Here is a 21,818-nt window from a genome sequence, read left to right as displayed (position 1 = left end):
GCCCATGGCCCCGCGTAAGACCAAACCACGCCCGACCCCGAAACCGGCCCGTAAGAAACCTGCGGACACCGCCACGGACGAGGCGGCGATCCTGCTGCCCGATCGCGATCTGGAGATCACCGACCCGAAAACCGGCAAGCCGGTCACGGTGACGGTGCGGGAGTTCCGGTTCCTGGACGGGCTGAAGGTGCAGGCCGAGGCCCGACCGCTCATTGAAGCGATGGCGGCGCTGATCGATGAGGACGGGGGCATGACGCCGGCCCGCCTGGGCGAGGTGCTGGGGCGCCATGCCGATCTCTGGATCGGGATATGCGCGGTTGCCACGGGCCGGGAGGCGGAGTGGATCGCGCGAGTGCGCGAGCCTGAGGCCGGGGCCTTCTCGATGGCGGTCTGGCAGGTGAACTCGGGTTTTTTTACCGCGCGTCTTCTGGGCCAGCATCGGGGCCGGGAGACGCTGAGCGCACACTGGGCCTGGCTGACATCCTCGATATCCTCGCCGCCGCCGGACACGGGCGACCCTGCGACGTGATGCGCCGTCTGACCTGGCGGCAGATGCGCCTTTATGCGCGCGCCGCCGAGCGCCGCCGGATGCGTGGGGCTGAGGAGATGATCGCGGTCATGACCGGGGCCGCGCTGATGAAAGGGCTTTGAGACATGGCCGACGATCTCGATCTTGCCCTGCGCATAAGTGCCGACACGAAGGCGGCGGCGGCCGAGGTCAGGCGGCTGGACGGTGTGATCAAAAAATCCGGTCGGGAGGTGGCGCAGGCCAACGCGAAAGAGGCGCAATCGGCGCGCGAGGCAGCGCAGGCCGCACAGGAACTGAGCCGCGCCAAAAAACGCGTCGCCGCCGAGAGCACCAAGGAGACCCGCCAGACCCTGAACCTGGCGCGCGCCAGGGACAAGACGGCGCGTGAGACCCTGAAACTGGTTCGTGCGGAAACGCGGGCCGCCACCACGCAGCTGCGCGCGGCCCGTACCGCGCGTCAGGTGGCCGAGGCGCACGATATGCAGGCCACCGCCGCCACACGCGCGGCCCAGGCCACGGAGCGGGCGACCCAGGCTTCAGCACGGGCCGGGGCAGCGGGCGGGGGCCGCCGGGCGGCGGTGCAGAACGTGGCCTTTCAGGTACAGGATTTCGCGGTGCAAACCGCGGCCGGAACGTCGGCGGCCGTGGCGCTGGGTCAGAACCTTCCGCAGCTCCTGGGCGGCTTTGGTGTCCTGGGCGCGATCCTGGGCGCGGTCGCGGCCATAGCGCTGCCGCTGGCGGGCTCATTCCTTGATCTGGGCGAAGGTGCGGATGAGGCCGGTGAGGCTACCGATCGGCTGGCCGATGCCACCGACCGGCTGAGAAGCCTGGCCGGGCTGCGCCGGGATGTGGTGGCGCTGGCGGAGCTTTACGGCTCGGCCGCCGATCAGGCGCGCGAACTGATCGCGGCGCAGGAGGGGTTGGAGCGGCAGGCTGCGGAGCGTGCCGTGCGGGACCTGATTGGCGAGATCAGCGATATCTCTGACCCTCTCGATCAGGGCGCGACAGTGGGTCGGCACGGTGAAGAGGATGCGTTGCTGGCCGATCTGGTCCGCCGTGCACGCGATGCGCTGACCACCCCGCTCGGGGATCTGGTCTCGCAGGTTACGGAAACCCGTGAGAAGGCGCAGGCAGAGCTTGCCGGTATATTCGATGCAAAGGAGCTTGAAGGGGCGGCCGCAAAGTTCGGTGCGACCGTGGGAGAGTTGCTGGAGGAGATCGCGCTGCAACTGCAGCCGGATGCGTTTGGCCGGCTTGAGCGCGGCATCGAAGATCTCGCCAGTCGCGCGACCGACGCCCAACGGGACCTGGCTGAAGAGCTTGGCCTGACCGAGGAAGCGGCCGGGCGGGTCGTGAGAGCCCTCCAGGCGCTTCGTGACGCAGATGATCTGGAGACAAAGAAAGAGGCGGCGGGAGAGCTGCGCGCGGCGCTGGTTGCGGCTGCCGAAGCCGCAACCGACCAGAGCGACGACCAGAAAAAAGCACTGGAAACATTAATCCGCAAGGCCCTGGAGGCGGAGGATCATGTCCTCAAACTGGCCGCCGCCGGGGAGAATATCGCGCCGGGTCTTGAGGCGGCGGCGCGCCAGGCGGAAGCACTGGCCGATCAGATTCGGGCGGCGGCCGATCAGTTGGACCGGTTCGGCGAGGCTGCAGAGGATCGGCTTGCGAAGGCAAAGCTGCGCCTGCAATACAAAGATGATCCGGTGGAACTTGCCCGCCAGGACAGCCTCTATGATTCCGGCAAGGTGATCGACAAGACCGAGCGACTGCTGCGTGAGGATGGTCTGAATGAGGGCGAGATCGCGGCTGAGATCGCCCGCCGCCGCAAACAGGCCCGGGAGACCGCGAGGAAGGCGGGGGAAGAGGCGGAAATCAACGAACTGATCCGCAACCTTGACCGGGCCGATCGCGCCGGGGCGTCAGCGGCATCGCGGGAGGCGGACAAACTGCGCCGAAAGCTGGAAAAGGCGCGCGAAGAGGAACGCAAGCTGCAAACCGCCCTGCGGGACACGCTGGCGGAATATTCAAAGGATGCGATCGACACGCGCGACGAGGTGGCCGACGCGTGGGGTGCGGGCTTCCAGAGACTTGAGGACACGCTCACCCGGTTTGCGACCACCGGCAAGGCGTCGTTTACGGACCTCGCCAATTCCATCATCGCCGATCTTGCGCGGATCACCATCCGGGAACACGTCACCGGCCCGCTGTCCGGTCTGCTGGGAGACCTTGCCGAAAATCTCGTCGCGGGTTTTTTGGGCAGCAGCGCACCAAAGACCTCCCTGCGCCCCAAAGCCCGCTCCTTCCATGAAGGCGGTGTGCCGAAGGCGCAGACATACATGCCGGATCTGGCACCGGGTGAGGTCCATACCGTGCTCATGGAAGGCGAGGCCGTTCTGACCTCACGCCAGTCGCAAGCCCTGCTGGCGGGGCACCCCGGTCAACCCGATCAAAAAAGGGCGCTGGAGATCCTGCGCGAGGCGGCGCGCTATCACGCGGGCGGTGTTGCCGGGGTGCCGGGCATACCGGGATTGCGCGGCGGTGACATTCCCGCGCTCAGCCTGCCACGCCCGGCCGCGATGCCAGGCCCTGCAATGGTGCCGGTCGAGATCAACCTCTCCCACCGCGACCGGCCGCAGCGCGTCGCACAGGCCCAGGCCCGTCTGGACCTCAACCGTATGGTGATCGGGGTCGTTCTGGAGGACCTGGCGGCCGGGGGTGAATTGAGCACGGCCCTGCAAGCGGTCATGCCTGGCGGCACCGGGGGAGGAACCTTTTGATGTCGAGCTGGCCTTCTTATGCCTCGATTGATCCCGAACGGCAGTTCCTCCCCGTAGCCGTGGTCGAGCGCACCGAGCTTGACGACGGTGCGGTGCGCCAGGAGCGCCGGTTTACCGCCACGCCCGATCGTCGCCAGGTCCGGGCCTGGCTCACCGGTGACGATGAGAGCAGTGCTGACAATGATCTGGGCCTCTTCCGCGACTGGGCCAGGGCCAACGCCCACCGGGCCTTCCGCTTTCCCGATGAGACCGGCGCTTCCATCCGGGTGCGGGTCGTGGGCGGCGACGGGGGCATCACATACCAGGCACAGGCCTCGGAGGCCGGAACGCGCATCTGGCTGCTGGAGATGGAGGTGGAGACGATATGAGCAGACCCGCAAGCCGCGCCACAAAACGCGCCCGCACGGCGCTGACGCCCGAGGACACCCAGTTGGCAGCGCTGGAAATCTCGCATCCGGATATCAGCCGCCGGGTGCGGATCATCAATGACGCCCCTAAGCGGGACCGGCGGATCGGGCGCTACAAATATAAAGCGCTAGGGTTTAACGCGCGCATCGCCGATGACCGGCCCGGCCGCCGCCCCGCGGCCGAGCTCTCCATCGACAATGTCGGCCGCGAGATTATCCAATGGATCGACCAGGCGCAGGCCACGCGTACGGGCATCCATGGCATCTCCGTGCGGGTCATGGCGGTCACCGCCCGCGGCCTGGCCCCTGTGGTCGCGCCTGATTACGACGTGAGCATGGGTGTGCTCTCGATCACCGCCAAGAGCCGTCACGTCACAGCGGTGCTGGGCTTTGATCCCCAGATCGGCCGCCCGGCGGTGATGATGCGCCACGATCCGGCCACCAGCCCGGGGCTCTTCTGATGAACGCCCACTGGACGCAGCGCTGGATCGGACAGGACGCGGCCGATTGCGCCGCGCTGGTTGCCCATGTACTCGCGCAAGAGTTTGGACGGGCCGTGATCTTGCCCGCCGCACCGGGCGGTATCCGCGCCAATGACCGGGCGATCCGGGACGCGCTCACCGGCTGCCTGGCGCGACCGCTGGGAAAGAGCGAGACACCTGTGGACGGTGACGGCGTGCTGATGCGCGCGCGCGGCCGCCGCAGCGGTGTGGGCCATCATATCGGGCTCTATGCAGCCCTGCCAGATCCCGCCTGCCTGCACTGGCGCGCCGGTCTCGGCACCGTGCTGCACCCGCTGCGCATGCTTCCCCCTCGCGGGTTGGAGGTGGTGGGACTCTACCGCTGGAAGGAGGAAGGGGATCTGTAATGGCCGATGAAACGCCCCTGCAAGGCCTTTGCAACGCGCCTGCATGCGGGCGGGTCCTTGCCGATCTCTGGCCGCACCCGTTGACCGCAGAGGGCCGTGTTCCACAGATCAGCCTGCCGGTGGAGCCGGGGATGACGGTGATGCAGGCGCTCGGGCAGATCTGGCCGGAGCGGGGTGCTGCACCGGTGATCGTCTCGCTTGACGGGGTCACGCTGCCTGAGGCTGCCTGGGCGCTCACCCCTGTTGCGCCGGGCCAGCGCCTCACACTTCGCGCGGCCCTTCAGGGTGGCGATTCCGATCCGCTTGTTGCAGTCCTGACCATCGTTACGGCTATTGTGACCGCCGGGGTCTCCTCGGGCATCGCCGCGGGCAAGATCGGCGGGTTCGCGGCGGGCTCCGGGGCCGCCACCTGGGCCGGAGCGGCGGCCGGGGCCGCGATCTCGTTCACGGGCGGGCTGATCATCAACGCGCTGGTCCCGGCGCGCGATCCCGACGGGCTCAACGCAGGCGCACCGGTGCGCACGGATTATTCCCTGACCGGCGGCAGCAACCGCGCGCGTCCTTACGAGCCACTCCTGTTGCTGCTCGGCCGCCACCGGGTGTTTCCCGATCTCGGTGCCAGGCCCTGGACCGAGTTCGAGGGAGATGACCAGTGGCTCAACATGATGCTGCACTTCGGGCTGGGCAATCCGCAGTTTACAGTCGAGGATCTGCGCATCGGCGATCAGCCACTTTCATCCTTCCCCGGGGCCATCGCCACCATCCTGCGCGGCTCCGACCCGGCCTGGCCCGCAAATGTGGATACCGTCCAGGGGGCGGATCTTAAAGACACCCGCTCGGTCATTCGCCGCACTAGCGCCGGAACCCATCGCATCGATCTCGACTTCGTAGGCCGATTGTTCGGGATCAACCGGGAGTCGGGCGATTCCTATCACGCACCCGGGTTCGTGGAGATCGCCTGGCGCAGGGTGGGCGTGCGCGAGGGATGGACCCGGCGGCGCGTCAGGCTGCAAAGCTCCGGATCGCCCCGCGATGCCATTCGCCGCACCATCCGCATCGACCTGGCCACGACCGCCCAATGGGAGCTGCGCGTTCGCCGTGCGCACCCGCCTTCCACCGCCGACAACAGGGTGGATGAGATATCCTGGACCGCCCTGCGCTCGTTCCAGCCCGACACCGCCGATTATGCGGGTCAGACCCGCGTCCGCCTGCGCCTGCCGGCCTCCGCCCAGGCCTCCGGCCAACTGCCTGCGGTTCATGTCATCGCGCATCAGCCCTTTCCTGCCGGCCCCACGCGGCGGCACCGGCCGCGCGCCACCTCCAACCCGGCCTGGATCCTGCTGGGATTTCTGCGCGGCAGCTTCATCAATGGCCGTCTGGCCTGGGGGATGGGCAAGCCCGACAGCCTGATCGATCTGCCCGCCATCACCGCCTGGGCGGGCTGGTGCGATGAACAGGGCCTCACCTGCAACCTGGTGATCGACCGCAAGATGGAGATCGATGACGTGATCCGGACCATCTGCCAGTGCGGCCGCGCCAGCCCGACCCTGGCCAGCGGCAAATACGGTGTTATCTGGGATGATCCCGCCACACCCGCCACCGCGCTGGTTACCCCGGGCAATATCATCCAGGGCAGTTTCGAGGTCACCTGGTCAGGCAAGGAGCCCGCCGACGAGATCGCCATGCGCTATCTCGACCCAAACACGGACTGGCAATACCAGACAATCCGTCGCCTCATGCCCGGCGTCACCACACCGCGCCGCACCGCCACTGTCACGCTCTCGGGCGTCACCGATGGGCGTCAGGCGGCCAGCGAATGCAACCTTCAGGCCGCGCGTCAACTCTATCACCGCCGCCGCATGTCCTGGGAAATGGCCGGTGAGGGGCTCAACATCGCGCGCGGCGATGTGGTCTATCTCACCCACAGTCTCATCGATGGCGGCTTCACCGGGCGGCTGGCTGGCGTACAGGAATCAGGTGACACGTACCCCGAGCGCTGGGATCTGGGCCGCGCCTTCGATATCCCTGAAGATGAGACCTGGTTTGCCATGTTGCGCCTCGACGATGGCCGGTTGCACACCAGCCGGATCACGGCCGACGGCCCGCTGTTGCGCCCCGCCACCGCCCTGCCGGAGGACTGGCAGGGCGAGGAGAACGCGCCGGAGGATGTGATCTGGCGGGTCTATCCCGGCAACGCGCCCCCTGCGCCGGTCCGGATCGTGGCGTTCGAACCGGTAGCCAAAACAAACCGCGCCCGGCTTGAGGCCATCGACGAGGTCGCCGCCTACCACAATGCAGCCAGCGCCGATCTCTCCACGCCTCTGCCGCTGCCCATCCCGCAAAGCCCGCGTGTGCTCTCGGCCCAGGTCACTGATCGCACATTGCCGGACGGCTCGATCGGGATCACCCTGCGCCTGACCACCGCGGGTCCATGGCGCGGTGCCACGGTACGAGCCCAGGACAGCCATGGCTGGCGCGTGGTCGCGGAGATCACGGATGCCACGCAGATCTGCTCCTGGGACACAGATGATGCGCCGGGCAGCACAATAGATATCGAGATCACGCCGGGGAGCCGCGCCGCGCCCACAGGTGCGGTCTTTGTCACCCGCCACAGCCTCATCGGCGACCGCACCGTCCCGATCGCGGCACCCGGGAACTTCGCGGTCGAGTTTCTGGGGGACGGCAGCCGGCGCTTCACCGCCACGCCACCTTCCAACACCCGCGTCGCAGGCTATGCCCTGCGCTACGGTTCCGCATCCACCGCCGAAAGCTGGGATGCGCTCACACCCCTCATGCATGGCCGGGTCACAACCCTGCCGGTCGAGACACGCCTGCCGCCCGCCGGGCGCTGGCGCTTCGCCATCGCGGCCCTGGACAAGGATGGCGTGCCCGGCACACCCGCATTCTTTGGCCCCGTCGATCTGCCCGATGCTGTCAAACTCCCGGTCACGCAGTATGCGTTCTACGCCACCGCCACGGATCAGGCTCCCCGGCGGCCAGCCCGGGGCGGCGACAGCAGCGATACCCATGTGCCGCGGTACTGGTCCCGCGCGCCCCTCAGCCTGAGCGTGCCGAACCGGTTTCAATGGATCATTGAACGCAAGGGCCGCACCGGTGGCGGGCCCTGGACCAACTGGTCCGCGCCTGCGCTCTGGTCAAGCCTGGGTGATGACGGGGCCGACGGCTCCGGGGTCGAGATGATCTTCCGCCGCACCGCGAGCGCCCTGGCTCCGGCAACGCCGCGCGATACCGCCGAGGCGCGCCGCACCGATGATTATGTCCCCGCTGGCTGGTCCGACGATCCGGCGGGTGTCGGTCCGTCCGAGCCTTATGAATGGGTCAGTGAGCGTCGAGGGCGGCCCGGCAACTGGGGCCCCTTTTCCGCACCCGCTCTCTGGGCCAAGTACAGCCGCGACGGGGCGGACGGGCGTGCCGGGGCCGATGGTCGCGATGGCACCGATGGACAGGACGGTGAGCCGGGGCGCGACGGGCAGGACGGCACCGGGGTCGAGATGATCTTCCGCCGCACCGCAGACAATGCTCCGCCGCAGGTCCCTGCAGCGCCGGTTATTCCGTTCGCGCGCCGCCGTTTCGTCGCGCCCCACACCCGCGCACTGTACTGGAACGTATGGTTTGCCAACAACACCCTGCCGGAGATCACAGACGGTGTGATCGTTGGGCTGGTCGCGCCAGTGGATTCGGCCGCGCACCTGCGGCTGATTGTCCGGGAAATTGATAGTGAACCGTTACAACGGGGTGCTGTCCTTGACGCAAACGGGCGAACCCTTGAAGCCGGGCACATCCGCCAGGGTGAGACCGTCTACGTGCGCTATGAAGCGACCCCCGTCAGCGGCTGGCGGCTCATCGATCCGCCGGATGAGATCGATCATGTATCCGCCGGCTGGTCCGATGATCCGGTGGGTGTCACTCCGTCCGAGCCATACGAATGGGTCAGTGAGCGTCGAGGGCGGCCCGGCAACCGGGGCCCCTTTTCCGCACCCGCTCTCTGGGCCAAATACAGCCGCGACGGGGAACGTGGTCCACCAGGACGCGACGGGCCCGGATCCGAGTTCATCTTCCGCGTCACCTCCAGCCCGGTTCGGCCACCAACACCGCGCAGCACTGCCCAGGCGCGCCGTATCGATGATCACGTCCCCGACGGCTGGTTCGATGATGCCCCCGGTGTGAACGCCCGCATGCCCTACCTCTGGGCCAGCAAGCGCACCGGCTCCTCCGGCAACTGGAGCGCCTTCTCCAGGCCTGTGCTCTGGTCCAGATATGGCCGCGACGGCTCGGATGGACAGGATGGCGAACCGGGACGCGACGGGTCGGATGGCGAGCCGGGAGCGCCCGGAAAGCCGGGCAGCCGGGGCCCGCGTGGGGCGGGTATTTTCCGCGCGACCATCAGCTCACGCGGCTGGATCGACACCGTCGCCAATCGCGCGACGCCGGGGCACAATGTCATCGGCGACGTAGTGACGCTGTCCAACGCCGCCGGAGGATGGGCCGAGACCCGCGCCTGGTCGGGTTCCGCATGGGTTGCGGTCGAGCACGTCATCGACGGCAACACCGTGATCCCCGGCACGCTTGTGGCCAACGCACTCGCTGCGGGCCAGATCGAAGCAAGGCACCTGAACGCAAATCGCGCCGTAATAACCAATGGCCTGCAACTTGGCAGCGGACTGATCACCTTCGCCCATCTCGATAACAGTCTGATCGCCGATATCGCGCGGGGCGGGCGCTGGCGGGTGAATGTAGCCAATAGCAATAATAATTATATCGGATCATGGCTTACTCCGTCCCGCATAGACGGAGGTTCGGATATCGTCGTTCGGCGCGACAGCGCAGGTGAGGTCATGCGGTATTCGCTCACCCTGTCGAACCTGTACGTCAGTCCAGGCAATTACTCGTACCGGTACCTTTATCGAAATCGTAGCTCCGAAGACGACCCCGTTTACAGAATCAGATATTCCGATTTTCGATTCGCGTTCACCCTCTCCGTCGCGATCCAGCTGGACGGGGTGACGTTCGTCAATCTAAGCCGTCCATGGTCTCATACCGATCGCACGTCACATGTCACGCTCGGCCAGGGCGTCCTGCCCACCCACCTCACGCCGATTGGCGTCCAGAAAAGGCTCGGTATGCAATACGCGGTGTCTGCTAACAGGGTCGGCACAAGGGATCGCTACGGGAAGTGGGACGAAAGAAACCCCAGAACCCAGTGGAACGTGCGCGCCGATCTGACACTCGCCGCCCGTGAAGCCCGGCCCTTTGCCTGACAGGAACCCGATATGCCACAGACCCTGCACTATGACGCATTCACCCAGGCCCTGCTTGCGCTCATCGCAAACAGCGGCCAAGGCCTGCCTCACGGCATCCTGCCCTGGACCGCGTTCCCTGAAGGCATGAATACGCCCCAAACCGTCACCGAAGACATGTGGTCCACCTATTCCTGGAACCCACCAGAGTTCGCAGCCGCGGCCCAGCCGGAGCTCTATGGCGAGACAGACGGCGCAGCACCGGACAAGCCCTCCTGGGAAGACATCCTGGCAGAAGCGTCCCGCACCGCCTGTGCACAGGCCCGCAAGGCCAAACAGGACCAGTTGGCCTCCGAACTCGCCAACCGCATCACCTTCACCTATGACAACCGCTCCTGGCAGGGAGATGGAGAAAGCGCCGCCGATATTGCCATCGCCGCACTGCGCGCCACCCAGACAACAAGCTGGCCCGAAGGCGTTGTCTGGATCGATGTTGACAACAACCGGATCCCCATGACCGCCGCCGGTATCATCGGCCTCGCCACCGCCCTGTCAGAGTGGCGCGACGCACGGCGCATGCGCGCCCGAACCCTCAAGGACGCAATCCACAGCGCAACAACTCCCGAACAGATCAACGCCATCGACGTCACCACAGGGTGGCCGGATATCGACGATTAATGCTCAGAATTTCCGGCGCAAAATCACCCGGATTTATCACAAAACTGTCGCGGATTGATCAATAATTGTGGCGCGCTACAGTTTCTGACGCCGTTCTAAACGGCGGATTTGGCAAAGCATGGCGCCTTGCCCCAACTGATATCTGGCCCGATCAGCGCACTACGTGAACGGCACAGGCCGCATGGCGTACCACATGATTGGCCGTAGAACCCAGCAACAAATCCTGCATCCCCGGGCGATGAGACGCCATGATGATGAGGTCCGGTTTATGCTCATCCGCCCAGTCAAGGATCGTCCGGCCGGAATGCCCCTCGACCAGAACGCCTTTGGCGTTGGGCAGTTTCTCTGCGAGTGTGTCCAGTTCCATCTGCAAAGCCTTACGTGCCTCGGTCAGATACTCAGGCGGCATGTAGGATATGGCATAGTTCGGAATATGCTCGACCACGTGCAGCAGCGTGACCTGCGCATCCGGCGTCGCCAGTATTTCGGCCAGTTTCAATGGCCCTGAGATATCCCGTTCGGCATCAAAGGAAATGGGGACAAGAATGTTGTGATACATGACGCGCACCTCCGTTTTCACATCTGGATCCTGCACCAATTCAGCCGATTAGGCATTGATTCAGATCACGCTCCACCAAATGTCTCGGCCACGTCGTACATCACGGGCTCAAAACTTTTGCACAGCTCGTTGATCTGACGATTGCGGTTTCGCATTTCTGTAGTGCGCAGCATTGCCAGAAAATCCTCGCGGCGTTCCCATTGTGAATAGTTGGCGATCCGCGTCTGGGCGTCATTCACGTGCAATCCCGCGGCAACAAATCCGGGCTGCTTCGAGATAAATTCCGAGTAGGCTTCCGTCAAAGCTTCCAGCAGGTCCTGGCAAGTGCCGGGGGTCATTTCAAAGGTCGTGATAACTGTCTGGACGCTGGTGTCTTTGGCAATCTTCGGCATCTGGATTCTCCTTTGTCTTTTTCAAACTTAGCATAGTTTTGAAAAGGTCTTGTGTTTCCTTTGCTTTTCAGCGGCATAGAGTTCCTGCGAAAATCAGACGAAATCCTAACGATCCGTTAACCATGCTGGCGGATGCTACGCTGATGCGGCGGGTTTCAATCATTTTTATCTTGTTGTTGGCAGCCTCACCAGCCTGGTCCGGTGCTTGGTTGCGGGACAAGGGTACGGCTTTTGTTTCCACCGCTGTAACGGCGTTTAAGGAACCGGATTACGGATACGATTACAAAGGATCGTTTTACGCCGAGTACGGATTGCGCGAAAAGCTAACGCTTGGTCTGGACGTCGAAGAACACCGTGATTTATTTGGACACGCTCTGGTATTTGCGCGCCTGCCCGTCGCCAATTTCGACAACGCAGGGCGTCTTGCAGCTGAAATTGCAATCGGCGCCCACCATCGCCAGATGCGCACTTGGGCGGTGTACAAAGCCACATTGTCGTATGGGCAAGGATTTCAAACAGGCTGGGGCAATGGCTGGTTTGCCATTGATGCCGCATTGGAATTTCGAACGCATGATGCGGTCTATCGCAAGCTGGACCTGACTGCAGGCATGTCGTCCCCACGTTTAGTGAGCCCCCTACTACAGATCGAAACCGCGTATCAAAGCGACCGCCCACTACACTGGCGGATCAGGCCTTCGGTCATGATACGTACACCGAACAGCCCCACCACATGGGTTCTGGGCCTGGAGCGTAACGATGCCCGCAAAAATACGGGCATCAGGCTGGCTATCTGGAATACATTCTAAAACGCCCGTGATGGGTGCCGATTAGTATTCCATACGCATGATGGCCGACACCGATCCGCTTACGGGCAAAGGCCAGCGCAACTGGATAGTGTCCTGATTTGCGCCCTGTTCCAACTCGACATAAGGCGTGGCGTGAACGATCTGCCCGCCCGCATTTCTGAGCGGCCCCAACACCGTGACCGCATCGCACCCACGCGCTTTGCCACCAAAGGGCAACCGGCTGTCCGAAGGAATAGTCCAAACCGAAGACGCCGATTGTTCCGAGCTTCGGACACGTAGCGGGTTTTCCACCTTTGCATTGATGCCGTTGAACGTGTTGTCTTCGAAAATCACGTTCAGGTGCGCGGAATGGTTCAGATCGGCAAAACTGGTGTCGACACGGTCGGACCGGTCAATGCGGCCGCTGCTTGAACGGAACTTGTTTCCGGTCACGACCACTCCGTTCAGGTAATGCCCGGCCCCATGCGGTCGAATGACGATCTGACTGAACCATGGCGCAACTTCGCTTGCATAAAAGATGTTGTCCGAGATGGTCATCGAACTGAAAGAGTACCCGCTGGTGTAAACAGGGTTCGCATCCCTCTCATTGGTCCACTCGACAAAGCAGTTGTCGACGTAGTTCTCGGAAATGGTCGAACTGTTATAAGTTCCGATCATGATCAGCCCGGCGCTGCGAATACCTTGTGGGATACTGTCGCCCTGGAAAAAATGGTTGCCCAGAACCAAGTTGTTGGTTCCAGCCAACACCGCAAAATGCAGGAACCGCACAGCGCGATTGTGGCGCAGCTTGATATCGTTTGCGTTAGCATTCAACGCGATGGATTTGCGGTCGGACACGTTGAAGGATTCTTCGGTCGACAGGAACTGGCAATTGTCGATCAGCATCCCCTGACACCCGGTCCCGTGCGAAGTGATGCCGCGGTCTTTAGGCCGGCTTATAAAGCAATTCGTAACCGCGAAGGTACTGCCGGACGGCGCAAGTCGGATCGCACTGCTGCGTCCGTTGCACTGGAATTCGATCTCTTCCATTCCAAGTTTTCGCAACGTACTGAAGCCACTGAAATCAAGAAGGTATTTGAACGATTGGAACGTGAATACCTGCGTTCCCGCCGCATCATAGATTGGGTCGTTCAGTGTAATCTCTCCGGCACCGACATCCTTTGAGCGCACATAGATTTCCCGGCCGACGCCACTGCCCTGTACCAGTGCGCCAACCGGAATGTTGGCGATGTTTTCAACGTTGGTCAGTTTGGTCGAATCCGCCGGGTTGTACGTTGCAACCGACGTGAACGTCTCGGTATCCCATGCCGTACTGCTCTTGACGTCAAACTGCCCATTGCGGATGACGCGACGGGTCGAAAAACCGCCCTGCCGGTTCGGAACAGCGGCCGCCATATTGATCGGCGCCGTCACCGAAATTTTACGCCCGCCCATATCAAGCGACTCATGGTCAGAATTGTTCAGTAGCGCCTGAAACGCCTTTTTGAACGCCAGCTCCTCGTCCCCGAATGCTGCGATATAAGCCGGAAGGTCGAAATTTTTGGTCAGCAGCAACATCTTGTCGTCAGGCATGGTAATGGTGCCTTCAAAATCCATCTCGGACGACATCGACGTGTTCTGTGCCAGCAAATACGTCCCTTTCGGGACATAAATCCGGCGGCCACCAGCCGCCTGATCCGCTGCTTCGAACGCCACGGAATCGTCAGTGACGCCGTCGCCGAGTGCACCATAGTCCCGCACGTCGACAGTGCTGATCATCTCGCGCAGAAAAATGCTGGTGACATCGGTGATCTCGATATCATCAACCCGAATGACCGAACCGTTTGCTCCGTCAATGTTCAAACCAAAGTGCCCATAAAGCGCCGCGACGCCCCAAGGCATATCAACACCAGAGCGTTTGCCATTGCCAACGATGGCAGAAATTTCATGCACGGTGCCGTAACCGGAAAGCTGCGTAACCGGCCCCTGATCAACCACACCGGTTACCTGCTGGTCTCCGGCCCCGCCCGCCCAAGCCGCAATTCGAACCTGCGGCAAGGGACCACTGATCGCTTTGACCCGCGCCTTGATTTGCAAATAGCATCCCGGGATCAGGGGCGTCTGTCCCATATAGCGAAGCTGTTGCGTTGCCTGCACTTTCAGGATTTCCAAACAGCCGCCGAAATCCGGGTCTGCCGGAACGAATGCCCCATTCGGTGCCCCGTTATAGGTTGGCGAACCCGGTGTCCCGTCGCCTCTGGACCAGACGCTCAGACCATTCGCGAAAGCAGGCGGCATGAAGACGATACCGTCGGTGATTGCCTTATTCATAGAAATCCCTTTCCCAATCGCCCGCAGCAGGTCGCCGCGCGCACAAACCCAGTGTCCGGGGCTGCCCGAACGCAAAAGTCTGAGTACCGAATAGGGATTAACCGCCGCTCATATCACCGTGACGGTGGTGTTGCATCAAGCGGCCGGATCGGAGTTTCCCAGAAGTTGCACACCATTGATCTTCCAGCCGTTTTCCTGCTGGACCATCTGATAATCCAAAACGTGCACTTGTCCATTGCCATCCGTGATCATGACCTTCTGCCACAATGCGCCAGCAACCTCTCGCAACTCGAGAAACCGGACCTCCGCAGGTCTCCAAACCATGGGATAACCATTGCGAACCATGGCTCCGAAGTTCTCGGGCGTTCCGAAAAAGTTCTGGATATTGGGACTTGCAAAGGTAAAGGCCGTGACAAAGTCATCTGCCTTGAAGGCCTGTATCTGCGCCGCAATATTTGCCTCAATCTCGGCATTTTGGGCAAACGCGCCCGAGGCCAGTCCGGCACTGAGCGAAACAGCAAGTAGTAAACGACGCATGGGGCCACCTCCTGATGAAAGGGTAGCCCCACACGGTATGAGGTCAAATCAGACCAGCTCTCCGGCCAGTGCTTTTTCGATCAGCGCGATGGTTTCGGGCACGCCGTAAAGCGCGATGAACCCCCCAAAACGTGGACCTTGCGAGGCACCCAGCAGCACCTCATAAAGTGCTGTAAACCACCCGCGCATCGGGTCGAACCGTTCGCGTCCGATGGAGTAAACCACGGATTGCAGCGCCTCGTCCTCGACCGGACCATCATAAGCCTCAAGCGCGGCTTTCAGCGCCTCCAGGGCTTCGCGTTCCTGATCGGTCGGCGCGCGGTGCTGACGAGTTGGTTTGACGAAATCGTTGAAGTAACGCACGGCAAAACCGGCCGCCTGATCCAGATCAGGATGCGTTTCGGGCGTGGCCTCAGGTGCATAGCGACGGATAAAGCCCCACAGGGCGTCGTTGTCTTCGGCCCCGGAAACCGACGCCAGATTCAGCAGCATCGCAAAGGGCACAATCAGTGTGGACGCGGGAACGTTCCCGCCGTGGATGTGCCAGACAGGATTGTTCAGCTGTGCCTTCAGATCCTGCCCTGGATAGGCGCGCAACTGTTGATGATACTCATCATAGGCCTTCGGGATCACGTCGAAATGCATACGCTTCGCCGTCTTGGGCTTTTGATACATGAAGTATGCCAGCGACTCGGTCGGCGCATAGGTCAGCCATTCGTCGATCGACACACCATTGCCCGACGATTTGGAAATCTTCTGACCGTTCTCATCCAAAAACAATTCATACGAGAAATGTTCGGGCGCACGCCCACCCAGCGCACGACAGATCGCGTCATAGATCTTTTCGTTCGTGGCGTGTTCCTTGCCGTACATCTCGAAATCAACGCCCAGCGCAGCCCAACGCGCGCCGAAATCCGGCTTCCACTGCAGCTTGACGTGGCCGCCTGTGACCGGAACGGTCCATTCCTTGCCCGTTTCATCGTCAAAGGTCACGGTGTAGGTTTCTGCACAGACCTTTTTCATCGGAACATACATCACCCGCCCACTTTCAGGATGCAGTGGCAGGAATATAGAATAGGTCTGCTTACGCTCATCGCGCAGGCTTTTGAGCATGATCGCCATGATCTCGTCGTAACGCTCAACCGCGCGTTTCAGTATCTCGTCAAACTGACCGGATTCGTAGAATTCCTTGGCCGAATAGAACTCATACTCGAATCCAAAGGTATCAAGAAACCTCCGCAGCATCGCGTTGTTATGTTCACCAAAGCTGTCATGCGTGCCAAACGGGTCCGGCACCGAGGTCAACGGACGCTGCAAGTGCTGTTCCAAAATTTCAGGGTTTGGCACATTAGTTGGCACCTTGCGCATGCCGTCCAAATCATCCGAGAAACAGATCAGTTTGGTCGGGATGTCCGACAGCGCCTCGAACGCGCGTTTGACCATCGTCGTTCGCGCCACTTCGCCAAACGTGCCGATATGGGGCAGACCTGAGGGACCATAGCCCGTTTCAAACAGCACGTATCCCTTTTCCGGAGCACCTTTCTGATAGCGTTTGAGCAACCGGCGCGCCTCTTCGAAAGGCCAGGCCTTGGACGACATTGCGGTTTCTCGCAGTTCAGACATCAGATTTGCTCCATCGGGAAAAACAGTGCCGGTCGCCCCATGCAACCGACCGACCCCTCCTATTGTGCCGGTGCAGCATGAGTCAATAAAGCGCGCTGTTTTTCCTGATGGAAAGGCCGATTTAAGCGGTCAACTGATCCAGTTTCGCAGCCCAGATAAAATCGTTCTCACTCAGACCATCTATTTCGTGGGTCGTTAGTTTGACTTCCACGTAACCCCACCCGAAGCTGACGTCAGGATGATGTCCTTGCTGATCAGCCAGCCACGCGCAGAGATTTGCTAGATAGGTTGCTTTGGCAAAACCCTTGAACTTGAAATGCCTGCTCAGCATCTTTGCACCTGCATCCAACTGCCAATTATCGGAAAGCTCGGCCATGTGGTTGTTAGCCTCATCGCGCGTTAAAGCCGGGATGCCGCCGGAACAAGGAACACAGGTACGGTCCGAAAGGCTGCAGGTTTCTCCTGTTAATGACATGATCCGTTCACTCCGCTGCGGTTACTTTTTCCGGAAACTTGTTCGGCAGCAACCCAAGGGTTTGTGCCCTGCGCACATCCGCCAACAGGTCACGATCGGCGGCTGCGAACAACTCCTCCGGCGAGTCTAGCACGAAATAGCCCATCTGGTGCATGTCGATCCGATAGGGGGTACGCAGAATCGTCATGACATCGAACCGGTCCCGGTCGGGGATATCACTCTCGACAGCATAGACAAGCTCGGTCGGCGAAGACGCAAGTCCGGATCCAAGCGCCTTGATGTTACCATCCTGAAGGCGCAACCCGAACTCGATCGAGAACCAATATAGTCGGATGAGCCATGAGTAGTCTTTCTCGCCGGCCTGAACCCCGGCTTTTCCGATGGCGTGGCTAAAGGCTGCAAAGCGGGGATCGCTCAGCAGAGGTGTATGGCCGAAAATCTCATGAAAAATGTCAGGTTCTTCGATATAGTCGAAATCCTCGCGCGACCGGATAAAGGATGCCGCGGGAAAAACCCGGTCCGCCAACATGCCAAAAAAAGTCTTAAACCCGATCAGCGCTGGAACCGGCTGAACGCGCCACCCTGTCATATCCAAAAGCCGTTCAGAGATATCGGCACAGGACGGCACAGTGGTTTTTGGCAAGTCCAGTCTTTTTAACCCGTCGAGATAGTCCCGCGCCATATATCGCTGAACATTTTCCTCTTGGGCTGCATAAAGGTCGGCCCAAACCGCATCCTCTTCTGGCGTGTACGCGATATGGCCGCGCGCATCGGCGATCTTGGCGACATATTTGGTCGATTTGGGCATCACTCTTCCTCCATGTAAAAAGTTTACCCCCGTGAGTTGAGGAAATTGGTTTAAAATAGCAGATAAATGTGAAAAATTTGGCAAATATGCATCATTAAGTGACAATTCATGAAACAAACGCTTCAAGCCGCTGACATCGCCATTTTGCAAGAGCTTCAAATGGATGGCCGCCAGTCCATGCAGGACCTAGCAGATCGCACAGGGCTATCCGCGTCGCAGTGCTGGCGGCGAGTGCGCGACCTTGAGGCCACTGATATAATCTCTGGCTACACAGCGCAGGTGCGCGCCAAATCCGTTGGGCTGAACGCCATCGCCTACGTCCACGTGGCTCTGCGCGAACATCAAGAGGACAGCATTAACGCGTTCCTGCGCCTGATCGAAACCGAACCTCAGATTGTTGAGTGTGCGTCGATCACCGGAGATCATGACTTCATTCTGAAAGTCTACGCCAAAACCCCAGAGGAACTTGAGCACTTTATTATGCAGCGGCTTTTGAAATCCGGGCTAGTGCGTGACACGCGCAGCAACTTCGTACTGCGACAGAACAAAACCCGCGGTCCTTTGCCCATTCTCTAGCTTAGGCGATGCGAAACCCGTTGAACCTGCACGCTTGCCCACCTATCGTGCTGATGCAGAAAGCCTAATCAGGACGACACCATGACCGAACAAGTACCCCACCCGATGTCCCCTCAGGATTGCCTAGTTGCGATCATGGTTGCGGTCTCTGCGTCTGATGAAACCATCCGTACAGCTGAGCTGGTCAAGATCGAAGGCGCGGTCAATATGCTACCGGTTTTTGCGGAGTATGACATCGACCGCACCCGCCGTGTTTCGCAAACCGTGTTTGACCTGTTTGAACAAGAAGACGGGCTGGATGCGCTGTTCGGCCTGATCCGCGACAACCTGCCCGAACGGCTAAACGAAACCGCCTATGCACTGGCCTGTGATGTGGCCGCTGCTGACGGGTCTTTGGCGGAATCCGAACTACGGCTGCTTGAAGAAATCCGCTATGAGTTGAACATTGATCGCCTGCATGCCGCCGCGATCGAACGCGGCGCGCGGGCTCGTCACACCACCTGATCTCAACTTCCGGCCAGTGAGCCCCAGCGCTCGATCAACGCACGTTGCAATTTGCGCGAGCGATTGTTCCAGCTACGCGCGCCTTGCGGGCGTTCACGTTGCGCGCGCGGAATCGTGGCGCGATGGTCGACATCTGCAGTGAAAATGGCAAAGGCCAGCTCGGAACCGCCCGGCGTTGTGATGAAACCGCCAAGGCCGGATACAAAGTTCAACGTACCGGTTTTGGCATCAACCTTGATCGGGTGGTCTTTGACGGGCCGTCCCTGACTGTCCGCGAGAGTGAATTTTTTCAGCAAAGGTTTCAATGCGCCCGCCTGTTTCGCAGCAACCAGAGCTTTCACCAAATCTCCCGGTGCCATTCGGGACGCATCGCCCAGGCCCGAGTGATCCACCATGGCGATCCCAGTCACACCGTATGTCTCGGTCGCCCAACGGTTCATTTCGGCCGCCGAATCCGCAAGTGTTTGCAATTTTGCTCCGCGCGCTTGCGAGGCCGCCATACCGACCATCTCAGCCGTCAGGTTGGTCGAATACTTCAACATGCCGCGCAGAATACTATCCAGCGGGTCACTTTGATGCACCACAAGCAGCGTTCCCTTTGGTACCTCTCGCGTGATCTGAACGCGCCCCAACTGGATACCATTCGCGCGCGCCAACGTCTTAAACACATCCCCCGCATAAAGTGCGGGCTTTCGCACAGGCAGCCAACGTGCCCCACCTGCGCCAAGCGCACCTTTTGCTACGGTCCATCGGTCCTGCCTTGCACTGGATTCGTAGGTGTAAATCGGTACTTTTCGGCTTTCAATCCGCATAGAAGCCATGTCGACCGAAGGGTTATATCGCGCACTTCGCGCATCCATAGACACGTCATAACGCGCACCGTCGCGCTTCCATTCAAAATGGACCCGGTTGAAGTTCAGCGATATGCCGCTGATGGATGGACTATACCCCAGATGATCCGGCTGCCCCGGGTCGATGCTGAACACATAGGGCAACGCACCCTCATAAACCTTGAATGCGCCCCGAACCTCGGAAATTCCAGCCTCACGCAGGTTAGCCGCCATAGTGGCCAGTGCATCCGTATCCAGCAACGGATCGCCACCACCCACCAGGATCAGGTCACCTTTCAGGATACCGTTTTCAATCGGTCCGTCCGCCATCAGGGCGGTCTCGAACCGATAGTCCGATCCCAGAACATCTAACGCATAGAGAGCCGTCAACGCCTTGGCTACACTTGCTGGCGGCAACCCCTGGTTACCACTGAACTCCTCCAGCTGGGTACCAGTTGTTGCGTCCGCCACCGCGAACACCACCTCTCCACGCAGGCCCGCAGCCTGGACAAGCCTCTCGACTCCAGTCGGCACGTCGCCGCGCAATTGCGGCCGCAACGAGGCCACAGGCGCTTCGGCCAAAACCGCAGAGGGGATCAAAGCCGCTCCCAGCCCTGCCAAAAATCCTCTTCGAGAAAATCGATCAGTCATAAGTCGGATAAAATCTCACAGATCAAATACGCACAACCACTGATATGGATTATGCGCGCATGTGGCTATTCCGGCAACACCTCAGCGCCCCAGCCGCCCCGCTCCCGGATTTGGCTCGAACTGACTTCGACCATCGGAACGTTCACGAAACACCATGCAGGCGCGTCAACGCGCCCCAACAGGCGCGGCGCCTGCCCATCTATTCGGTATCTGGCATACAGACGTGCCGCAGGGGACATCCGCGCGGAAATCCGGTCGCCCGGCCGCGCGATCACGCCCACCGGCACGCTGTCCATGATCCGCCGCCAGTCTTTCCACTTATGGAACTGCGCCAGATTGTCCGCGCCCATGATCCAGACAAACTTTACTTTGGGATACAAGCGCCGCAGTTCGGCCAGCGTATCCGCTGTCGCCCGCGTTTCGGTCAGTGCCTCGATATCCGTCACCTCGACCCGCGGGTGCAGCATCAACGCCCGCGAAGCAGCCATCCGCCGCGTAAGAGGCGCAGGCCCCTGTACCTTCAAAGGGTTGCCCGGAGACACCAGCCACCAAACCCGATCCAGCCCAAAAGCCTTCATCGCCTCAAGCGTCACATGCACGTGACCCTGATGCGGAGGATCAAAGGAACCTCCGAACAGCCCAATGACCTGTCCGGGCCGTGCATAGGGTATCTGGCTGCGCAACATTCCTAGCTGATGTTCAGAACTGAAGCAGCTTGTCAATCAATCGGTTGCACCGTATCGCCCACCCGAACGCGTCCACAGCGCACCACTTTCGCACACCAGCCGCCATGCCCACGCACGGCAGAATAGCCCCCTTTGCCAAGCGCTTCCTCCATCCGACTGCAGGGCGCACAGATCACCGCAACGCGCAGAACCGCCTCACCTACCTGCACCTCACGACTCTTTAGTGCGGCCAGATTGATCCCAGAGACCACCAGATTGCGCCTAAGCACGTCCGGTGCGATCGGCCCTTGTCCAAGGTACGAACCAATCGCTGCCAAATGCTCCTGCTGGATCAGCGTCACCGCCCTCTTGCCCGCTCGACTGCGATCTCCGCCCAATCCATCGGCGGAAATCATAGCGTCGCCCAAAGTGACGATCTCCGTCCGCCGGGCTGGACGCACTCCGATCCAATCGACCCGACCGGGCTTTGCCCACCCAGCAATCAATTCCGCAAGTTCTGACATCTCATCCGCCTCTCAAACCGAAGCCACTCTAGCCCGCA

The 21,818-nt window shown here is 61.2% G+C and carries 20 protein-coding genes; 10 read left to right on the top strand and 10 right to left on the bottom strand.

Annotated elements, in window-relative coordinates; all coding sequences use genetic code 11:
* Positions 1-4: 4 nt before the first annotated feature.
* The 7 genes from GOW92_RS18390 (at position 5) to GOW92_RS18360 (ending at position 10,520) form a co-directional block, all read left to right on the top strand.
* Positions 5-529 carry a DUF6631 family protein gene (locus tag GOW92_RS18390; RefSeq protein WP_170563020.1) on the top strand — a complete coding sequence of 175 codons (525 nt, stop codon included), beginning with the start codon at positions 5-7 and terminating at the stop codon, positions 527-529.
* A 125-nt stretch (positions 530-654) separates the two neighbouring features.
* Positions 655-3,309, top strand: coding sequence for a phage tail tape measure C-terminal domain-containing protein (locus GOW92_RS18385; protein WP_170563017.1), 2,655 nt, complete (start codon positions 655-657; stop codon positions 3,307-3,309).
* Positions 3,309-3,677: a hypothetical protein gene (locus GOW92_RS18380; protein ID WP_170563015.1), complete on the top strand. Its 369-nt coding sequence runs from the start codon at positions 3,309-3,311 to the stop codon at positions 3,675-3,677. Before GOW92_RS18385 ends, GOW92_RS18380 begins: the two co-directional genes overlap by 1 nt.
* Positions 3,674-4,177 (top strand): DUF1833 family protein, encoded by a 504-nt coding sequence (locus GOW92_RS18375; RefSeq protein ID WP_170563013.1) that lies wholly within the window; start codon positions 3,674-3,676, stop codon positions 4,175-4,177. Before GOW92_RS18380 ends, GOW92_RS18375 begins: the two co-directional genes overlap by 4 nt.
* Entirely contained in the window at positions 4,177-4,584 is a 408-nt protein-coding gene (locus GOW92_RS18370) for a hypothetical protein (protein ID WP_170563011.1), read from the top strand. Before GOW92_RS18375 ends, GOW92_RS18370 begins: the two co-directional genes overlap by 1 nt.
* Positions 4,584-9,863 (top strand): host specificity factor TipJ family phage tail protein, encoded by a 5,280-nt coding sequence (locus GOW92_RS18365; protein ID WP_170563009.1) that lies wholly within the window; start codon positions 4,584-4,586, stop codon positions 9,861-9,863. The genes GOW92_RS18370 and GOW92_RS18365 overlap by 1 nt, the downstream gene beginning before the upstream one ends.
* A 12-nt stretch (positions 9,864-9,875) precedes the next feature.
* The gene (locus tag GOW92_RS18360; RefSeq protein ID WP_170563007.1) at positions 9,876-10,520 is read left to right on the top strand and encodes a DUF4376 domain-containing protein; all 645 of its coding nucleotides are present in this window, start codon (positions 9,876-9,878) and stop codon (positions 10,518-10,520) included.
* Positions 10,521-10,671: 151 nt separating this feature from the next.
* On the opposite strand, the gene GOW92_RS18355 is transcribed toward GOW92_RS18360, so the two are convergent.
* Both GOW92_RS18355 and GOW92_RS18350 read right to left on the bottom strand, forming a co-directional pair.
* Positions 10,672-11,079: a universal stress protein gene (locus GOW92_RS18355; protein ID WP_170563005.1), complete on the bottom strand. Its 408-nt coding sequence runs from the start codon at positions 11,077-11,079 to the stop codon at positions 10,672-10,674.
* Between the two features lie 65 nt (positions 11,080-11,144).
* Positions 11,145-11,471, bottom strand: coding sequence for an antibiotic biosynthesis monooxygenase family protein (locus tag GOW92_RS18350; RefSeq protein ID WP_170563002.1), 327 nt, complete (start codon positions 11,469-11,471; stop codon positions 11,145-11,147).
* Between the two features lie 122 nt (positions 11,472-11,593).
* Here GOW92_RS18350 and GOW92_RS18345 point away from each other — a divergent pair, with 122 nt between their 5' ends.
* On the top strand, positions 11,594-12,277 hold the full coding sequence (locus GOW92_RS18345; RefSeq protein WP_254453080.1) for a hypothetical protein: 684 nt from the start codon (positions 11,594-11,596) through the stop codon (positions 12,275-12,277).
* Positions 12,278-12,298: 21 nt separating this feature from the next.
* Here GOW92_RS18345 and GOW92_RS18340 read toward each other — a convergent pair whose 3' ends face one another.
* The 5 genes from GOW92_RS18340 to GOW92_RS18320 all read right to left on the bottom strand — a co-directional run bounded on the left by GOW92_RS18340 (position 12,299) and on the right by GOW92_RS18320 (position 18,030).
* Positions 12,299-14,587, bottom strand: coding sequence for a glycosyl hydrolase family 28-related protein (locus GOW92_RS18340; RefSeq protein WP_170562999.1), 2,289 nt, complete (start codon positions 14,585-14,587; stop codon positions 12,299-12,301).
* A gap of 135 nt (positions 14,588-14,722) precedes the next feature.
* Positions 14,723-15,124, bottom strand: coding sequence for a DUF4864 domain-containing protein (locus GOW92_RS18335; RefSeq protein WP_170562996.1), 402 nt, complete (start codon positions 15,122-15,124; stop codon positions 14,723-14,725).
* Positions 15,125-15,172: 48 nt separating this feature from the next.
* Positions 15,173-16,747 (bottom strand): lysine--tRNA ligase, encoded by a 1,575-nt coding sequence (locus GOW92_RS18330; protein WP_170562993.1) that lies wholly within the window; start codon positions 16,745-16,747, stop codon positions 15,173-15,175.
* Between the two features lie 121 nt (positions 16,748-16,868).
* A complete protein-coding gene (locus tag GOW92_RS18325) occupies positions 16,869-17,222 on the bottom strand; it encodes a 4a-hydroxytetrahydrobiopterin dehydratase (RefSeq protein ID WP_170562990.1) in 354 nt (117 codons plus the stop codon).
* 7 nt (positions 17,223-17,229) lie between these two features.
* Positions 17,230-18,030, bottom strand: coding sequence for a phenylalanine 4-monooxygenase (locus tag GOW92_RS18320; protein WP_170562987.1), 801 nt, complete (start codon positions 18,028-18,030; stop codon positions 17,230-17,232).
* 108 nt (positions 18,031-18,138) lie between these two features.
* Between GOW92_RS18320 and GOW92_RS18315 the strand changes: the two genes are divergently transcribed.
* Both GOW92_RS18315 and GOW92_RS18310 read left to right on the top strand, forming a co-directional pair.
* Positions 18,139-18,606 (top strand): Lrp/AsnC family transcriptional regulator, encoded by a 468-nt coding sequence (locus GOW92_RS18315; RefSeq protein WP_170562985.1) that lies wholly within the window; start codon positions 18,139-18,141, stop codon positions 18,604-18,606.
* Positions 18,607-18,687: 81 nt separating this feature from the next.
* Entirely contained in the window at positions 18,688-19,110 is a 423-nt protein-coding gene (locus GOW92_RS18310; RefSeq protein WP_170562983.1) for a tellurite resistance TerB family protein, read from the top strand.
* Positions 19,111-19,112: 2 nt separating this feature from the next.
* Here GOW92_RS18310 and dacB read toward each other — a convergent pair whose 3' ends face one another.
* From dacB to GOW92_RS18295, 3 genes are all read right to left on the bottom strand, one after another.
* A complete protein-coding gene (gene dacB, locus GOW92_RS18305; protein WP_170562981.1) occupies positions 19,113-20,591 on the bottom strand; it encodes a D-alanyl-D-alanine carboxypeptidase/D-alanyl-D-alanine endopeptidase in 1,479 nt (492 codons plus the stop codon).
* A gap of 65 nt (positions 20,592-20,656) precedes the next feature.
* Positions 20,657-21,277, bottom strand: coding sequence for a nicotinate-nucleotide adenylyltransferase (locus GOW92_RS18300; protein WP_438826359.1), 621 nt, complete (start codon positions 21,275-21,277; stop codon positions 20,657-20,659).
* 32 nt (positions 21,278-21,309) lie between these two features.
* The gene (locus tag GOW92_RS18295) at positions 21,310-21,780 is read right to left on the bottom strand and encodes an MOSC domain-containing protein (protein WP_170562979.1); all 471 of its coding nucleotides are present in this window, start codon (positions 21,778-21,780) and stop codon (positions 21,310-21,312) included.
* Positions 21,781-21,818: the final 38 nt, after the last annotated feature.

The organism is Ruegeria atlantica, from assembly GCF_013032505.1.
In the GTDB taxonomy this organism is placed as follows: Bacteria; Pseudomonadota; Alphaproteobacteria; order Rhodobacterales; family Rhodobacteraceae; genus Ruegeria; species Ruegeria atlantica_F.
The sequence above is the reverse complement of the archived record's forward strand: the minus strand, read 5'-3'. Positions and strand labels throughout refer to the sequence as shown.

Coding starts and splice junctions, on each gene's coding strand:
- GOW92_RS18390 (WP_170563020.1), top strand. CDS start 5: ATGGCCCCGCGTAAGACCAAACCACGCCCGACCCCGAAACCGGCCCGT.
- GOW92_RS18385 (WP_170563017.1), top strand. CDS start 655: ATGGCCGACGATCTCGATCTTGCCCTGCGCATAAGTGCCGACACGAAG.
- GOW92_RS18380 (WP_170563015.1), top strand. CDS start 3,309: ATGTCGAGCTGGCCTTCTTATGCCTCGATTGATCCCGAACGGCAGTTC.
- GOW92_RS18375 (WP_170563013.1), top strand. CDS start 3,674: ATGAGCAGACCCGCAAGCCGCGCCACAAAACGCGCCCGCACGGCGCTG.
- GOW92_RS18370 (WP_170563011.1), top strand. CDS start 4,177: ATGAACGCCCACTGGACGCAGCGCTGGATCGGACAGGACGCGGCCGAT.
- GOW92_RS18365 (WP_170563009.1), top strand. CDS start 4,584: ATGGCCGATGAAACGCCCCTGCAAGGCCTTTGCAACGCGCCTGCATGC.
- GOW92_RS18360 (WP_170563007.1), top strand. CDS start 9,876: ATGCCACAGACCCTGCACTATGACGCATTCACCCAGGCCCTGCTTGCG.
- GOW92_RS18355 (WP_170563005.1), bottom strand. CDS start 11,079: ATGTATCACAACATTCTTGTCCCCATTTCCTTTGATGCCGAACGGGAT.
- GOW92_RS18350 (WP_170563002.1), bottom strand. CDS start 11,471: ATGCCGAAGATTGCCAAAGACACCAGCGTCCAGACAGTTATCACGACC.
- GOW92_RS18345 (WP_254453080.1), top strand. CDS start 11,594: ATGCTGGCGGATGCTACGCTGATGCGGCGGGTTTCAATCATTTTTATC.
- GOW92_RS18340 (WP_170562999.1), bottom strand. CDS start 14,587: ATGAATAAGGCAATCACCGACGGTATCGTCTTCATGCCGCCTGCTTTC.
- GOW92_RS18335 (WP_170562996.1), bottom strand. CDS start 15,124: ATGCGTCGTTTACTACTTGCTGTTTCGCTCAGTGCCGGACTGGCCTCG.
- GOW92_RS18330 (WP_170562993.1), bottom strand. CDS start 16,747: ATGTCTGAACTGCGAGAAACCGCAATGTCGTCCAAGGCCTGGCCTTTC.
- GOW92_RS18325 (WP_170562990.1), bottom strand. CDS start 17,222: ATGTCATTAACAGGAGAAACCTGCAGCCTTTCGGACCGTACCTGTGTT.
- GOW92_RS18320 (WP_170562987.1), bottom strand. CDS start 18,030: ATGCCCAAATCGACCAAATATGTCGCCAAGATCGCCGATGCGCGCGGC.
- GOW92_RS18315 (WP_170562985.1), top strand. CDS start 18,139: ATGAAACAAACGCTTCAAGCCGCTGACATCGCCATTTTGCAAGAGCTT.
- GOW92_RS18310 (WP_170562983.1), top strand. CDS start 18,688: ATGACCGAACAAGTACCCCACCCGATGTCCCCTCAGGATTGCCTAGTT.
- dacB (WP_170562981.1), bottom strand. CDS start 20,591: ATGACTGATCGATTTTCTCGAAGAGGATTTTTGGCAGGGCTGGGAGCG.
- GOW92_RS18300 (WP_438826359.1), bottom strand. CDS start 21,277: ATGTTGCGCAGCCAGATACCCTATGCACGGCCCGGACAGGTCATTGGG.
- GOW92_RS18295 (WP_170562979.1), bottom strand. CDS start 21,780: ATGTCAGAACTTGCGGAATTGATTGCTGGGTGGGCAAAGCCCGGTCGG.